16 protein-coding genes are annotated in these 15939 nt (G+C 60.1%); 3 read left to right on the top strand and 13 right to left on the bottom strand.

The annotated features are described in order from the left end of the window. Nucleotides 1-10 precede the first annotated feature (10 nt). From B1781_RS09970 to B1781_RS09940, 7 genes are all read right to left on the bottom strand, one after another. Nucleotides 11-1132 carry a hypothetical protein gene (locus B1781_RS09970; protein WP_125932004.1) on the bottom strand — a complete coding sequence of 374 codons (1122 nt, stop codon included), beginning with the start codon at nucleotides 1130-1132 and terminating at the stop codon, nucleotides 11-13. 266 nt (nucleotides 1133-1398) lie between these two features. Further along, entirely contained in the window at nucleotides 1399-1992 is a 594-nt protein-coding gene (locus B1781_RS09965; RefSeq protein WP_334223948.1) for an NUDIX domain-containing protein, read from the bottom strand. 74 nt (nucleotides 1993-2066) lie between these two features. Next, nucleotides 2067-3254 carry a sulfate adenylyltransferase gene (gene sat, locus B1781_RS09960; protein WP_078119529.1) on the bottom strand — a complete coding sequence of 396 codons (1188 nt, stop codon included), beginning with the start codon at nucleotides 3252-3254 and terminating at the stop codon, nucleotides 2067-2069. A gap of 291 nt (nucleotides 3255-3545) precedes the next feature. Then, nucleotides 3546-4256, bottom strand: a complete 711-nt coding sequence (pyrF, locus tag B1781_RS09955; protein WP_078119528.1) for an orotidine-5'-phosphate decarboxylase — start codon at nucleotides 4254-4256, stop codon at nucleotides 3546-3548. 23 nt (nucleotides 4257-4279) lie between these two features. Continuing rightward, nucleotides 4280-5449, bottom strand: a complete 1170-nt coding sequence (gene lapB, locus B1781_RS09950; RefSeq protein ID WP_078119527.1) for a lipopolysaccharide assembly protein LapB — start codon at nucleotides 5447-5449, stop codon at nucleotides 4280-4282. A 3-nt stretch (nucleotides 5450-5452) separates the two neighbouring features. Further along, on the bottom strand, nucleotides 5453-5740 hold the full coding sequence (locus B1781_RS09945; protein ID WP_078119526.1) for a LapA family protein: 288 nt from the start codon (nucleotides 5738-5740) through the stop codon (nucleotides 5453-5455). Between the two features lie 118 nt (nucleotides 5741-5858). After that, the gene (locus B1781_RS09940) at nucleotides 5859-6812 is read right to left on the bottom strand and encodes a flagellar hook-length control protein FliK (RefSeq protein WP_164513326.1); all 954 of its coding nucleotides are present in this window, start codon (nucleotides 6810-6812) and stop codon (nucleotides 5859-5861) included. A 154-nt stretch (nucleotides 6813-6966) separates the two neighbouring features. Here B1781_RS09940 and B1781_RS09935 point away from each other — a divergent pair, with 154 nt between their 5' ends. The 3 genes from B1781_RS09935 to mscL all read left to right on the top strand — a co-directional run bounded on the left by B1781_RS09935 (nucleotide 6967) and on the right by mscL (nucleotide 8572). Beyond that, entirely contained in the window at nucleotides 6967-7680 is a 714-nt protein-coding gene (locus B1781_RS09935) for an SDR family oxidoreductase (protein WP_078119524.1), read from the top strand. A 17-nt stretch (nucleotides 7681-7697) separates the two neighbouring features. Then, nucleotides 7698-8006: a hypothetical protein gene (locus tag B1781_RS09930; protein ID WP_078119523.1), complete on the top strand. Its 309-nt coding sequence runs from the start codon at nucleotides 7698-7700 to the stop codon at nucleotides 8004-8006. A 110-nt stretch (nucleotides 8007-8116) separates the two neighbouring features. Next, nucleotides 8117-8572 (top strand): large-conductance mechanosensitive channel protein MscL, encoded by a 456-nt coding sequence (gene mscL / locus B1781_RS09925; protein ID WP_334223947.1) that lies wholly within the window; start codon nucleotides 8117-8119, stop codon nucleotides 8570-8572. Between the two features lie 52 nt (nucleotides 8573-8624). On the opposite strand, the gene B1781_RS09920 is transcribed toward mscL, so the two are convergent. From B1781_RS09920 to dnaK, 6 genes are all read right to left on the bottom strand, one after another. After that, nucleotides 8625-9071: a hypothetical protein gene (locus tag B1781_RS09920; RefSeq protein WP_078119521.1), complete on the bottom strand. Its 447-nt coding sequence runs from the start codon at nucleotides 9069-9071 to the stop codon at nucleotides 8625-8627. A 25-nt stretch (nucleotides 9072-9096) separates the two neighbouring features. After that, nucleotides 9097-9900: a 4-hydroxy-tetrahydrodipicolinate reductase gene (gene dapB, locus B1781_RS09915; protein WP_078119520.1), complete on the bottom strand. Its 804-nt coding sequence runs from the start codon at nucleotides 9898-9900 to the stop codon at nucleotides 9097-9099. A gap of 386 nt (nucleotides 9901-10286) precedes the next feature. After that, the gene (locus B1781_RS09910; protein WP_125932002.1) at nucleotides 10287-10829 is read right to left on the bottom strand and encodes a helix-turn-helix transcriptional regulator; all 543 of its coding nucleotides are present in this window, start codon (nucleotides 10827-10829) and stop codon (nucleotides 10287-10289) included. A 132-nt stretch (nucleotides 10830-10961) separates the two neighbouring features. Then, nucleotides 10962-12083, bottom strand: coding sequence for a hypothetical protein (locus B1781_RS09905; RefSeq protein ID WP_078119518.1), 1122 nt, complete (start codon nucleotides 12081-12083; stop codon nucleotides 10962-10964). A gap of 563 nt (nucleotides 12084-12646) precedes the next feature. Then, entirely contained in the window at nucleotides 12647-13795 is a 1149-nt protein-coding gene (gene dnaJ / locus B1781_RS09900; RefSeq protein WP_078119517.1) for a molecular chaperone DnaJ, read from the bottom strand. 125 nt (nucleotides 13796-13920) lie between these two features. Then, nucleotides 13921-15876, bottom strand: a complete 1956-nt coding sequence (gene dnaK, locus B1781_RS09895) for a molecular chaperone DnaK (RefSeq protein WP_078119516.1) — start codon at nucleotides 15874-15876, stop codon at nucleotides 13921-13923. Nucleotides 15877-15939: the final 63 nt, after the last annotated feature.

The following is a 15939-nucleotide window of genomic DNA, read 5'->3' as shown; positions in this document are numbered from 1 at the left end:
CCGAAGACAATCACTGCGGGGCCGTGGCCAAGGCCCCGCTCGCATAACGTTGCTCGATTTGTTGGATCATCCCTTCGAGCACTTCGTAGCTCGGTGGCTCGATGACGTTAACCAGAAAATCCGGCACGTTCAGTTGTCTTTCCTTGACGAACTGCCGGAACAACTTGGTGTTCTCAGTACGCAGGCCATGCTCGGTGGCGATCTGTTGCAGTTGTTCGTCTCGACTCAGTGCCTCACCCAGCATCTGCCCGTTTTCGGTGATCGGGACGAAAATGTGCTTGGTAAATAGCGTCGGCTCCGGGTAGAGCAACACCATGTCCTCGGTGATCGCGCTGTCCGGTTTTGCTGCCTCATAGAGGAACTGTGCTTCATAGATCATGACCAGCGGGGTCTTGCCAGGCCCCATGGTCAGGTAGTTTTGAAATGGGGCCTGAGACGAACTCTCGGTGAACCCTTGACGCATGAACATCTGACCCAGGTCGTTGATAAGCGGCGCTGCCTGCTCCTGATTCTGCACGATGGTGTTGCCGTTCAACACGTAGCTCGCCAGCGCCAGGTACATCGCTGCACTGTTCGACTTCCGGATGTCGGTGGTCGTTACCAATATCGATTTGTTCGCCGGGTACTTTTCGTGCCCCTCCAGATCAGTCCAGCGTTTTCGCGCCAACACCAGCTCGAAAAGCTTATCCATGTCGATGATGTAGTACGTACCGTCCCTTAGCTGAACCACGCCGTTCGCTTCCAGGATTTCTGCGATGGGTTTCCACGAGGCAATTACCATCGGCGTGAAGAACGGCTGGTACGATTTGTTGATGTGATTCTCGAGCTTGATCTTCTCCGCCGCCGGGATACCCGCCGGAAAGGCAAAGTCGTATTCGCTCAGGTCGTACGATGTCGCAATCTGTCGGGAACCCGCCTTTTCAACGTCGGGCTGGATCTGGTGAGGCGCGCTGCTCAGAATTTCGATCGTGCGTTGATCGTGGAAGAAGGGGAGCTTTTCCGAACCAGATATACCCCGAACGGTTTGCACGCTGTTGAGCGAAATCTGTTCGCTCGCCGACAGATAGATGGCCGCTCCGACGCCCACCACGAGTAGCAAGGTGACCAGCGGGCCAATTACTTTTCTCGACATGCTGTTTCTCTTTTAAGCCGACGATCCGGTGTTGTAGCCATCGTCCGTCGGAGATTCTACGGGCAGGCCAAGTCACTGCCGTGAACGCCTTGCCCTTTCCGAGCTAACAACGCCGATCCCGATGCAATAGATGGAAGACGATAAGAACGCGTTGAGCGTCGCATTGAGTACCTGAAATCCATTGGTAAGCACAGACGATCTGTACCAGCGTTGTCCCTGTCGCAGCGTATTAACGTATTACTACATTAATATGACAACCGCACAATTTATGCGTCCCATTCGCGCACAAGGCGATCCCGATTCGCCTCCAACCACTGCAGCGCCATGATGACGCTCGTCGAATTCAAACGCTTGAAGAGCTGTCCCAACGCCTCGGTGCGCGGCATCGTCACGACGCGCATCTCTTCGCCTTCGCGTTCCAGGCCGTATACGCCGCCGGCACCACTGGCATCCACCCAGCCACAGTAGAGATTGATCTGCTCGACCGACATTCCGGGGCTGACATAGAAGGCGCCGATGTGCGTCATCGCTTTGAGCGTACAGCCGGTTTCTTCGACGACTTCGCGACGGGCGACTTCTTCGGGGGTTTCATGTTCGGTATCGCAGAAACCGGATACCGTCTCGGTCGACCATGGCGGTTCGCTGCTCCCCATCAATCCGACGCGGAACTGTTCGACGAACACCAGCGTATCGAGTGCCGGGTCGTACAGCAGGATGGAAACCGCGGCGAGGTTCTCGATGCGCTCGCGCACGATGTCGCCGCACCAGCCGCCGTGGAAACTGCTGTGTCGCAGGGTGTAACGCTTCATTTTGAAGAAACCATCGAAGACGGTTTCGTTTTTCTTCAGTTCGACCTTCATCGTCATCGGCTCGCGCAATAAAAAAGCCCGCTACGCTGAGCGGGCTTTCATTATGCCTGACGAGACGAGCCGGATCAGTTGATCGATTGGTAGTAGTCGATCAGGATCTGCGCCACTTCAGGACGCGAGAACTCTTTCGGCGGTGCAATACCGTTGCCGAGCATCTCGCGTACCTTGGTGCCGGACAGCAACACGAAGTCGTCCTTCTGGTGATCGGGCGCTTCGCACATCATGACGACCTTGTTGAGCTTCTTCGACCAGGCGGTGTGGTCGGCCTTGAAGATCTGGATATCCAGCGCGCCTGCCGGAACCTCTTCTTCGAAGATCGTCTGCGCGTCGAACGCGCCATAGTAGTCGCCGACACCGGCATGGTCGCGACCGATGATGAAGTGGGTCGCACCCATGTTCTGACGGAAGTAGGCGTGCAACACGGCCTCGCGCGGACCGGCATACAGCATGTCGAAACCGTAGCCGGTGACCATCGCGCTGTTCGGCGGGAAGTACAGCTCGACCATCTTGCGGATGGCGGCATCGCGCACCGGCGCAGGGATGTCGCCCGGCTTCAGCTTGCCGAGCAGCATGTGGATCACCAGGCCATCGCAGCCGAGGCGATCCATGGCCATATGGCACAGCTCTTCGTGCGCCAGATGCATCGGGTTACGCGTCTGGAACGCGACGATCTTCTTCCAGCCACGCTCGGCGATCTCGTTGCGGATCTCGACCGCGGTACGGAAGGTGTCGGGGAAGTCGGTGATGAAGTACGAGAAGTTCAGCACCTTGATCGGACCCGACAACGCGACACGGCCCTGCGAATTGAACGCAGCAACGCCCGGATGCTCGGGGTCAGTGGTGCGGTAGACCTTCTCGGTCATGGTCTGCATCTGCGCATCGGTGACGGTCTCGATCGACTCGATGTCCATCACTGCAAGTACCGGGTTGCCCTCGACGTTCGGGTCGCGCAGCGCGATGCGCTTGGCATCGCCGATCGCGTCGGTGTTCTCGACCAGGCACATGACCGGCACCGGGAAGAACGAACCGTCGCTCAGGGTCATCTTCTCGGCCGCACCCATCGCATCGGCGACGTTCATGTAGCCCTTGAGCGGGCTGAAGTACCCGGCGCCCATCATCACGGCGTTGCCGGCGGCCTGGGAACTGATGACGACCGACGGCAGGCTCTCGGCTTCGTGGCTGAGCGTGCCGTGCTGGTCAGAATCGTAGACAAACAGGGGTTGCAGGGTATCTGAACCGACTGGTTTGATCATGCGGGGGCCTCCTGGGGGGTCATTGCATGTGGCGGCACAAGCAGCACGCCGAAGACGATGGAAGAAACTCGGGCTAGATGTTCCAAACGGTTGTTTTTATTCGTGTTTGAATCAGAATCTACCGATAACCTTATAAATCGGGGCATAAAGCTATCAGACCTGACTGGGGTTCGCCCAATTAATCTCTTTATGCAAGAGTAAAAAATCGCCGGGTCCGATTATTGACGTTCTCAGGCCTGCTAAACGGGTCCGAAGTGACACCTTTGTGAACCGCAGCGCAGCATTTCGCGCTCAAGCAGTCGCGGTGGCAACCTCGGCATTGATCGCCGCCAGACTCGCCAAGGGATCGTCGGATGCGGTGATCGGGCGACCGACCACGAGGTAGCTCGCACCGGCGCGGATCGCGTCGCCGGGGGTCATGATGCGTTTCTGATCGTCCGTCGACGACCCGGCCGGCCGAACTCCCGGCGTGACCAGATGAAACGCTGCGCCACGCTGCTCACGCAACATCGTCACCTCGAGCGGCGAGCACACCACGCCGTCCAGTCCGCTGTCTTCGGCCAGCGCCGCCAGACGACTCACGTTGTCGGCCGGCGTGCCTGCGTAACCGATCTCAGCGATATCGTCCTGACCAAGGCTGGTCAGTATCGTCACCGCGATCAACAATGGCCGCGATTGGCGCTTGGCCAGCCGCTCGGCTGCGGTCGTCATCATCTTGCGCCCGCCCGAGGCGTGCACGTTCACCATCCACACACCCAGGTCGGCGGCCGCCTCGCACGCCGCTGCAACCGTGTTCGGGATGTCGTGGTACTTCAGGTCGAGAAAGATTTCGAAACCCTTGGCTGCCACCTGCTCGACGAACGCCGGACCCGCGCGGGTGAACATCTCCTTGCCGATCTTCACGCGGCATTGTTGCGGATCGATGCGTTCGAGCAGATCAAAGGCAGGAGCTGTCGCCGGAAAATCCAGGGCGACGATCACACGGGAGTCGTTCGAGGTCATAGGGATACCAAAGGTTCAGTACTTCAGGCTTCGGGCTCAATCACGGCCCGGCGTTTTATCGTGCTCCAACTGCGGCAGCTCGGACATTGCCAGTGCAGCGTCTTGGCAGCGAAGCCGCACTGTGCACACTGGTAAACGGGCTTGTCATCGAGCAGGCGCTTGATATGCGGCCGCAGGGTTTCGAGAAAGCGCACCGACTGGCCGTCGGCCATGCGCGAGTTGAGTTCGATGCCGCGCATCAACAGCGGCAGGCTCGGCGCCGTAGTCAGGTGTTCGACCAGGAAGGTCGCGGCGGCGTCCTCGCCCTCCTGCTCCTTGACCAGGTCGGCCAGCACCAACTCCGCGCCTGCCCCCGGGTGCGCCTTGGCCAGTTCGGCCAGGTAGGTGCGCAGATCGTTCAGCTCGCCGAGTTGGCGGTAGCCGTTGACGATATCGGGCAACACCTCGGGCAGATAGTCGGCGTTCTGGTCCGCGGTCTGCCGCAGGATCTTGACCGTCGATCGGTAATCGCCCTGGGCGGCGGCAAATTGCGCCTGCAGGTGATTGGCGCGCACACAACCGCGATAGGTATTGAGCGCGCGCTTGAGATGCGTCTGCGCCTCCGACACCCGACCTGCCAACTTGGCTGCGAGTGCCAGTTCGCAATGGTAGTGCGACTTCTGCAACAGCATCTTGTCGCCGGTGATCGATTCGATCTGCTCGGCAATCTCGAGGCAGGCCTGCCAGTCGCGCTCTTTCTCGTAGATCACCAGCAGGTTCTTCAACGCCGGCTTGACGTGCAACTTGGTCTCGCGCAGCTCGCGAAACAGGTTTTCGGCGCGGTCGAACAGGCCGGCGCGCATATAGTCCTGGCCGAGTTCGAGCAACGCCTGCGCACGCTGATCGCGTGTCAGCGCGGGACGCGCGATCAGGTTCTGGTGAATGCGGATGGCACGTTCGACTTCGCCGCGGCGACGGAACAGGTTGCCCAGTGCCAGATGCGTTTCAACTGTGTCGCTGTCGACTTCGAGCATCTCGACGAAGGCATCGATCGCCTTGTCGGGCTCTTCGTTGAGCAGGTGATTGAGACCGCGGAAATACACCGGATCGGTCTCGCCGACGTATTTCTTCTTCTCTTTGCGCGCGCTACTGCGCGCCGCCCACCAACCGGAGGCGGCTGCCACAGGAAGCAGCAGCAAGAGAAGTTCCTGCATCGATCAATGCCCTTTGATGGGCATGTTCCGCAGGTTCTTGACCTCTTCCGTCACCAGGCGGCTTTGCCGGCGCAGATCGGCGTTTTCCTTTTTCACCCGCATGAAATACACAGTACCGGCCAAGCCACCCAGCAGGATGCCACAGCCCATGGCCAACAACAGCAGCAGCGATAGCGGTAATTCCGGCGTCAGAAAGTACAGATCGACGACCACGGGCTTGTCGTTGATGATTGCGAAACTCGCACCCACCACGAGAAAAACCAGTATGAAAAACAGCTTGATGATGGCCAACTTAGCTTTCCCCCAATGATTCGATCCAGGCCCTACGGTAAAGGCCCATCATAGCAAGGAAAGCCGGCCCGAGCCGCATGCACGCGGCGTTACGGGATGCGGTTGGCAGCGGTTTTTGTCAGGCAAACAGGTCGATCAGGCTGCTCGCCACATTGACCAGTTTCGGCAGCTCGGTTGAAGCCTGATCGGCATCGATATCGTCGCCGTTCGCGTCACCCAGCAGCCCGCCGCCACCGGATGAAGAATCGTGAGCGCGGCTGTCTTTGTGCGCATTGGGATCGCCGACATCGGCACGCACCAACTGCAGCGATTGTTGATCAAACATCTCACGCAGGCGCGGCATGGCGGCCTCGAGCGCCTCGCGAACCGCGGCATGCGGTGCCAGGAAAGACACGCTGGCCTGGTCCTGGTTGACGCTCAGACGCACCTCAAGCGGCCCCAGGTTGGGCGGGTTCAGCTTGAGCTTGGCGAACTGCTGTTCACCCTGCACCATCCAGGCGAGGCGGTCGACAATCGCGCTGTCCCAACCGCGGCTGCCGACCGTCTGCGGCACACCCATCTCCAGCAGGCTCGAGGCGAGTTGCGAGGAAAACTGCGTATTCGGCGCGACCTGCTGCGCGGCGGCCACCAGGGCGCCGAGCGGTGTTGCCTGCGGGTCGAGTTTGCCGATCGCGGCGAGGTTGGTCTGCAGCGTACCGTTATTGAGCAGATTGCCGGCCAACTGCGGCAGCGAGCCCTTCTTGACCAGCGCGTCGAAAGACATCTCGCCTTCCGCCACCAGATCCATGCCCTTGAGCATCTCGGCGAAGTCCATGCCGCCGCCGGCCTCCGCCAGGAGCGACTTTGCCGCCTGCGGCAAGCTCATGCCGCCCGAGAGCATCTCTTCGAGCCGCTGCAACAGCTGCGGCGTCATCTGCATCAGCAGTGCCTGGACCTCGGCAGAAAAGCCCGCAAGCTCGGTCTCCGCACCGGAAAACAGGTTGGCAAGCCCCGTGGTTTCGGCACTTTGGCCGGTACCGGAACCACTCACGAGCCCGGTTGCACCGGCGCCGAGAACGGGTAACTGGAACATAGCGGTCGCCTTCATCGATCGTTCGTGGCAGTTCAGGTGCAGGCATTGTGCCAACCGCCATTTCCCGGTTGTGCGCGATTTTGTCGGCCACAACGAATCCGTTAGGCTCTGCCACCTTCATGCCATTCACAGAAACGTCGCACAAGGAATCGATATGACAGAATTCAAGCAATCGGTCGTCGTTGTCACCGGTGCCGCCGGCAACCTGGGCGGTGCTGTCGCCCAGGCCTTCGCCCAACAAGGCGCCCACCTCGCACTGATCGATCACAATGCCGACGGCCTGCAAGCTGCGCTGGAGCGCTGCGAAGGTCAGGCCTCGGCCAAGGCGTTCGAGACCAACCTGATCGACCCCGCTTCGGTGAACAAATCGATAGACGCCATCCTTGAGAGTTTCGGCAAGATCGATGTGCTGGCCAACATCGCCGGCGGTTTTCGCATGGGCCCGCTGATCCAGGATACCGACGACAAGGACTGGAACTTCATGATGGATCTGAATGCGCGTTCGGTGTTCAACACCTGCCGTCGCGCCATTCCCGCCATGCTGGACAACGGCGGCGGCCGCATCATCAACGTGTCGGCGCGTGCCGCCGAACAGGGCAAAGGCAAAATGGGGCCTTACTGCGCCTCCAAGGCTGCCGTGCTGACACTGACCGAATCGCTGGCCGCCGAAAACAAGTTCAACAATATCAACGTCAACTGCATCCTGCCCGGCACGATCGACACGCCGCAGAACCGCAAAGACATGCCCGACGCCGACTTCGACAAGTGGGTACCGCCGGCGGCCCTCGCCGATGTGGTCATGTTCCTGGCATCGCACGCCGCGCGTTGCGTGACCGGTGCCGCGGTTCCGGTGTACGGCCAAAGCTGACATCGATCCGTTAATTGATGAAAAGCAAAACCCTGGAACTCGCCTGCGATCGCGCGCTCGCCGCAACGCTCGGCGAGGCGCTGACGGCCTACGCACATGCCGCTTATCCCGCGGGCGGCTCGGATTGTGCGCAGGTGGCGCGCGAGACCCTGTTGGAAACGGCCAGGCAGTGCGCCGCCCACCAGGATGGCGGGTTGAGCGTGCGCAAGCGCCAGCTAGCGCAGATTCGGGCTGCCGTGAAGTGGTATTGCTCCGAAAATCCGGCGCTCGACGCCGCAAATAGCGAGAGTTTGCTCACGCTTCTCGGTATCGAGCGCAGCGCCTGACGGTGTCCTTGACACACAACAGGGTGCCGATGGCCGATCCTAGGCATACAATGCCTTAGCCAAGTGATTGGCTCCATCGCAAAATCACAATAGCTAAGGGGAGAAGCAAGATGGCTATGATGGAAGAGTTCAAGAAGTTCGCCATGCGCGGCAATGTCGTCGACATGGCCGTCGGTATCATCATTGGTGGTGCGTTCGGTACCATCGTCAAGAGTCTGGTAGACGATGTAATCATGCCGCCTATCGGACTGCTGCTCGGCGGTGTCGATTTCACGGATATCTTCATCACGCTGAAAGAAGGCGCAACCGCAGGGCCCTACGCAACCCTGGCCGCCGCCCAGGATGCCGGCGCTGTAACGCTGAACGCCGGTCTGTTCGTCAACAGCGTGATCAGCTTCACGATCGTTGCGTTCGCCGTATTCATGCTGATCAAAGGCATGAACTCCTTGCAGAAGAAAGAAGAAGAAGCACCGCCGGCACCAACCGAGAAAGAATGCCCCCATTGCTTCACCAAGATTCCGATCAAGGCTACGCGCTGCCCACATTGCACCAGCGAGTTGAGCTGAAAACACAAAAAAGGCGACCAAGAGGTCGCCTTTTTTGTATCTGGTGCCGGCGTCAGTCGATGTCGGTCAAATCGGAGATATCCGCCCTCGTCCAACGAGCCTTGGTAATCTGCCAATGTTCATCGGCAGGCACCACCTCGATGTCGAAACGATAGAGATCGGCCTTGATCGACACCAGGGCATCGAGCGACTCCACCGGCACACCGGCGGTCGCGACAAACACGATGGCCGCGGCGCTGTCGCCGGGCTCGCTGACATCGATCGAACGCACCAGTGTGAACAGATGGATGTCGCTGTGTCCGCGCAAATAGCCGAATAACGATTGCACGGCGGCACGCCGATTGGGGTGCCATTGGTCGCTGTAATCGTCATGCAGGTAGTCGGCGGAACGCTGTACGGAGCGCGCCTCGACCGCCTCGGCCATGCCGTCGATCGTCGCGCGCACCTGTTCTTCGGGCGTCGATTCGTCGCCGCAGGCGATCAAGCCAACGGCCAGCATCGCAAGCAACGCCGGCCGCCAATGTTTAACGCAGGCCCAGAACATCCTGCATGTCGTACAGACCAGCATCGCGGCCGTGCAGCCAACCGGCGGCGCGCACCGCACCTTTGGCAAAGGTCATACGGCTCGACGCCTTGTGCGTGATCTCAACGCGCTCACCTTCGGTAGCGAACCACACGGTGTGTTCGCCGACCACATCACCGGCACGGATGGTCTCGAAACCGATGGTTTTCGAATCGCGTGGGCCGGTGTGCCCTTCGCGGCCGTAGACGGCGACCTCTTTGAGATCTCGCCCCAGGGTATTGGCGATCACTTCGCCCATGCCCAGCGCGGTGCCCGATGGCGCATCGACCTTGTGCCGGTGATGCGCTTCGATGATCTCAATGTCGGCATCTTCGCCCATCACCCGCGCGGCCAATTCGAGCAGGCGGAAGCAAAGGTTCACGCCGACGCTCATATTGGGTGCGAACACCACGCCGATATCGGCGCTGGCCTTCTTGATCGAAGCCTTCTGCTCTTCGCTCAGACCGGTGGTGCCGATCACGATGCCTTTACCGTGTTGGCGGCAGACCTCTAGATTGACCATGGTTGCCTGCGGGCTGGTGAAATCGATGACGACATCAAATGCGTCGACGACCTTGGTCAGGCTGTGCGAGACCAGCACACCCAGCTTGCCGACGCCGGCAAGCTCTCCGGCATCTGCACCGACAAGGGTCGAATCCGGTCGCTCGGTTGCTGCAGCCACGGTCACGCCATCGGTGTTGGTGATGGCTTCGATAAATGTCTTGCCCATGCGCCCGGCGGCGCCCACTACAGCAACTCGAATCATGCAGGGTCCTTGTTCTTCTCTCTGGTTGGAACATCGTTAATAGCTGGCGATAGTAGCATCGCGCCCGGCTTTTCGCCTTCGGGAGGGCAAATGACGGGAGGCGTATAACCCGGTTGACGCCGCTGCGATGCGCTGCTGCCGTATGAATGTCTGCATCGATTCTCCGCCGAAGTGGCTGCGTGCGTCCGGCGGCATGCGGTTGCCAATAGGTGATCGTGCTTGTGGCACCAGCCGTTACGGCAGATTCATGCAGTCAATTCCTGCAGAAGACGCAACGGCGGCGGATCGGCTATCGATTTTCGTCCAGCTTGGCGGCGCGAGATGTGCCAATCCCACACTCTGGGCGTGGGGCGCGGGACCAGAAACGTGAAAAGCAGGCGGGAGGACTACGACTGTGAGTTATCAGCGGGAATCAGCAGGTCTTCCAAAAAGAATGCCGACAACGCGGCGCGCCCACTGAGTTTGCCCTTGCGGAAGATCACATGCGCCTGCTGACGGACGGTCTTCTCGGTCACATCGCGCATGACCGCGATCTCTTTGTAGCTCAGCCCCTTTAATATCAGGAATCCAACCTCTTGCTCGGCGGCAGTCAGCCCCCAGCGGTCGAACTGCGCGCTGATACCGGCACTTAAGCCCTGCAACAAATCCCGCATACTGTCGCGCCATTGCCGGCCTTCGATTCGCGCTGACTCCAGGTCGCGAATCAGCAATTGTTGTTCTTCATATTGTCGCCGCACCTGGTCGGTGAGATGCACCATGCTTACCGCTATCACGACGATGAGCATCGGTTGGATTAGCTCGAGCAGTATCTCGCCGAGCGTCAATTCCGGTTCTTCAACTATCTCCAAGCCGATCAGCAATGCGCTGCCGGCAGCGACCACCAGCATGCTATTCCACGACTTCAAACCCTTGAATGTCTGCTTGATCATCTCGTTTGCCTGTTTGCGGCACACCCGACAGGCCCGACGCCGGGCGATGCTTGCTTGGACGAGCGACGGACGCAGTTCCTAACCGCTGCGCCCGCCACCTAGCCGTCCCGATGGTAGATTCAGACGATACGGTCACTCACCGGAAGGACAAAAGGCCTGCGGCGACAGTTCGCACAGTTTTTCCAACAACAGCTCGGGATCCAGGATATCGCATGCGCCGCTGCGCAGAACTTCCAGTGAGCTGCCGACGCAGACCAGTTCTTCCCGCTCGCCGGTCAACTTGCCGTCTTCCATCGCCTCGGCAAGCACGAAGCCGACACCGGGCCGGTAGTACTTGAACTCGGTCGATTCCGGCGACAGCGGCGTGAAGTCGAACGTCTTCACGCAACCATCGCCGCAGGGGAATGCAGCATTCTCCTGGATCGGCGATGCGTTCACATCCTCGTAGCGGATAATGTCTTCGGCTTCACCGAGCGCAAACTCCTGTCGATGCGCAATGCCCGGTTCCGGCATGCTCTTGAACTGGATTCCAGCCTTGGCACCGCCTCGTCCTGCTTCGAACGATCCATCGAGGTCCACCAGTTGGCCGTCTTCGAAGTTGCGGGCGATCTCACCACAGTAGTACACATCGCCATTTTGGTCCTGCGCCATCCAGTCGTCTGTGATTTCGACCGGTACGTAGTCGATCTCACCACTGGTCTCATCCTCCTCGGTGACAACGACCGCATCAACAATCACGCGACATTCCGCGCCCTGAATCTCGCGCGTTTCTCCGGTGACGTGCACAACCACGATCTCCTCTTCCTCTTCTCCCGCACGCAGCACGTAGGTGTGACCGGCGACGATAGAGACATACGGGTTGGCCGTGCTCTGATCGACGTCATTCGGATCGACGAACACGCTGCCCGGTGCCGCCAGCGGATCGGGGTCGTAACGCTCCTCGCCAAGGGTTTCACAGGCGTCCACTCGGGCAGCGAACTGGTCCGAGCACAATGCGGCATCTTCTCTGAACGCGGCTCGCGCCTCGTCGCGACAGGCCCGCCGATCGCCGCTGTCGCTGATGTTGGTGCAGCGAGCTTGAGCGACATTCAGGTCGTCACGAACATCGAAACCGCACGCCTTGTACATCTCGCGTGCAGTCGTCTCGCACGGTGATCCGCCTCGGCCCCAGCCGTGGCCATGACCCGCGAATACGTTGGTGGTCATCAATGCGGCTGCGCCGAGCGCCGCGATTCGAGCGTAGAACTGTTTCATTTGCCGACTCCATGTTCCGGTGTATCGAACATCACCGCGGCGTCGTGCACTGCCGTGCGCGTGCGCCGTGCAGAACGGTGATGGGTCGGTGAAACCTTGGTCGTGGTTGCTCTAAACGACTATTGGGCACATGTCCCATGCGGTTTTTTGATCGCCCTAACTCATTGACCTAGTGAAGATTTTAGATGCACTGCGGATTCACTCAGGTCTTCCGCAGGCCAGGCAAAGAAAATGGTTTGCACGCGTTCGGAAGGGACTGCATGACATTGGTCGCATGCGGGGAAAGGCAAGCTGACAGCGTGTTGACGGGATCGATCAGTCACGCGCAAAGATCCGGATGCACGTACATCGAACTGGCGTGCGTCAGACATCCTGCAAAATCATCACCCAAGGTTGCCTGCAGCGCTCACCTTGGGAAAATGCCCCAGGTCAAGCCAGACGTTGCGGCGATCCGCACAGAAAAGACAAAGGCCGTGTAAAACACGGCCGATTGTGCAAGATCAGCGGCACATTATCGGGGCCGTCTGCCCACCAAGCCGCGGGCAGTCAACCAGCGAGGTCGTTCAGAACCCCATCTTCTCGAAGAAACCTTTCACGCTGTCGACCCAGGAGTGGGCATTGGGGCTGTGCTTGCGGCCGCCGCCCTTCAGCGAGTTGTCGAGGTCCTGCAACAGGCCGCGCTGTTGATCGGTGAGTTTGACCGGCGTTTCGACCACCACGCGGCAGATCAGGTCGCCCTGCGGGCCGCCACGCACCGGTTTCACGCCCTTGCCACGCATGCGGAACATCTTGCCGGTCTGCGTGCCTTCGGGGATCTTCAGCTTGACCTTGCCGTCGAGCGTCGGCACTTCGAGCTCGCCACCCAATGCTGCGGTAGTGAACGCAATCGGCACCTCGCAATACAGGTGACTGTCATCACGCGAGAAGATCGGGTGCTCGCGCACATGCACCTGCACGTACAGATCGCCGGAGGGTCCGCCATGATCGCCGGCCTCGCCCTCACCCGCCAGGCGGATGCGATCGCCGGTATCGACGCCGGGCGGCACCTTGACCGACAGGGTCTTGGTCTCTTGCACGCGACCCTGGCCACGACAGGTACCGCAGGGATCGTCGATCACCGAGCCCTTTCCGTGACAGGTCGGACACGTCTGCTGGACGGAGAAAAAGCCCTGCTGCATGCGCACCTGGCCCGCGCCCTGGCAGGTACCGCAGGTACGCGGCGAAGAACCTTTCTTGGCACCGGTACCGCCGCAGGTCTCACACTGCACCCAGGTGGGCACCTTGATCTTGACGCTGGTACCGGCAACTGCGTCTTCGAGGCTCAGTTCGAGGTTGTAGCGCAGGTCGGCGCCGCGCTGCACCCGTGAACCGCCGGCACCGCCGCGGCCCCCGCCGAAGATATCGCCGAATACGTCGCCGAAGATATCGCTGAAGCTGGCACCGCCACCGCTGAAGCCACCACGGCCGCCGCCCATCGAGGGGTCGACGCCGGCGTGACCGAACTGGTCGTAAGCCGCGCGCTTTTGCGCGTCGGAGAGAACCTCGTAGGCCTCCTTCGCTTCCTTGAAGCTTTTTTCCGCTTCCGCTGCCTTGTCGCCGGTATTGCGGTCGGGATGATGTTTCATCGCCAGCCGCCGGTAGGCTTTCTTTATCTCGGCCTCACTGGCGTTCTTGGCGAGGCCGAGGACTTCGTAATAATCGCGTTTAGACATACCACCCACTCGGTAAAGCAAAACCGCGCAGGCTGCGGAGCACCTGTTACACCCTGTGCTTCACCCGCAGCCACCGCGGTTTGAACGCGGGGTGGATGCTTGGTCCACCCCTTCGCCGTATCGGCTTATTTGCCGTCTTTGACTTCCTCGAACTCGGCATCGACGACGTCGTCGTCGGCCTTGCCCGAATCCGATGCCTCGGCACCGGCCGCACCCGCAGCGCCGGCTGCACCGGCGGCGGCAGCCGCGTCGGCACCACCCTGCTGCGAATACAGACGTTCCGCCATCTTGGCCGATGCGTCGGTGAGCGCCTTGGTCTTGGCCTCGATCTCTTCCTTGTCGGTGCCTTTCATGGCCTCTTCGAGTTCGGCGATCGCCTTCTCGATGGCCTCTTTCTCACCGGCCTCGAGTTTATCTTCGCCCATCTCCTCCATCGACTTCTTGGTCGCATGGATCATGGTGTCGGCCTGATTGCGCACCTGCACCAGTTCGTGGAACTTCTTGTCCTCGTCGGCGTGGGCCTCGGCGTCCTTCATCATCTTCTGCACTTCTTCTTCCGACAGGCCGGAAGAAGCGGTGATGCGGATCGACTGTTCCTTGCCGGTCGCCTTGTCTTTTGCCGAGACGTGCAGGATACCGTTGGCGTCGATGTCGAAGCTGACCTCGATCTGCGGCATGCCGCGCGGTGCCGGCGGGATGTCCTGCAGGTCGAAACGACCCAGCGACTTGTTCGCCGCCGCCTGTTCACGCTCACCCTGCAGCACATGCACGGTGACCGCGGTCTGGTTGTCGTCGGCGGTCGAGAAGGTCTGCGACGCGTTGGTCGGGATGGTCGTGTTCTTCTCGATCAGCTTGGTCATGACGCCGCCCAGCGTCTCGATACCCAGCGACAACGGGGTTACGTCGAGCAGCAGCACGTCTTTGACTTCGCCACCGAGTACACCACCCTGAATGGCGGCACCCATCGCCACCGCCTCGTCCGGGTTAACGTCCTTACGCGGCGCTTTACCGAAGAAGTTCTCAACCACTTCCTGAACCTTCGGCATACGCGTCTGGCCACCGACCAGGATCACGTCGTCGATGTCGGAAGCCGATACGCCGGCATCCTTGAGCGCGATCTTGCAAGGTTCGAGCGTACGCTGCACCAGCTCATCGACCAGCGACTCGAGCTTGGCGCGGGTCAGCTTGATGTTCATGTGCTTCGGACCGCTCGCATCGGCCGTGATATACGGCAGGTTGATGTCGGTCTGCGAGCTCGATGACAACTCGATCTTGGCCTTCTCTGCGGCTTCTTTCAGACGCTGCAGGGCCAGCGGATCGTTCTTCAGATTGACGCCCTGGTCCTTTTTGAACTCGGAAACCAGGAAGTCGATGATGCGCATGTCGAAGTCTTCACCACCAAGGAAGGTGTCGCCGTTGGTCGACAACACTTCGAACTGGTGCTCGCCATCGACTTCAGCGATCTCGATGATCGACACGTCGAAGGTACCGCCGCCGAGGTCGAACACGGCCAGCTTCTTGTCGCCTTTCGACTTGTCGAGGCCGTAGGCCAGCGCCGCGGCGGTCGGCTCGTTGATGATGCGCTTAACGTCCAGACCGGCGATGCGGCCGGCGTCTTTGGTCGCCTGACGCTGCGAATCGTTGAAGTAGGCCGGCACCGTGATGACCGCCTCGGTGACTTTCTCACCCAGGTAGTCTTCGGCGGTCTTCTTCATCTTCTGCAGCACCTTGGCCGAAATTTCCGGCGGCGCCATCTTGCTGCCGTTGACTTCGACCCAGGCGTCACCGTTGTCGGCCTTGACGATCTTGTACGGCACCATGTCGATGTCTTTCTTGACCACGTTGTCTTCGAAGCGACGACCGATCAGGCGCTTGATGGCAAACAGGGTGTTGGTCGGGTTGGTGACCGCCTGGCGCTTGGCGCTCTGGCCTACCAGTACCTCACCGTCGCCGGTGTAGGCGATGATCGACGGTGTCGTGCGATCGCCTTCGCTGTTCTCGATCACCTTGGTCTTGTCGCCTTCCATGACGGCGACGCATGAGTTTGTGGTGCCAAGGTCGATACCGATGATCTTGCCCATGATGTTCTATCTCCGATTGAGAAATTCTTTATGAAACTGTTGTCGAAATAGGGTTTCTTATGA

Source organism: Thiosocius teredinicola (assembly GCF_002009425.1).
In the GTDB taxonomy this organism is placed as follows: domain Bacteria; phylum Pseudomonadota; class Gammaproteobacteria; order Chromatiales; family Chromatiaceae; genus Thiosocius; species Thiosocius teredinicola.
This window is presented reverse-complemented; position numbering and strand designations above follow the sequence as displayed.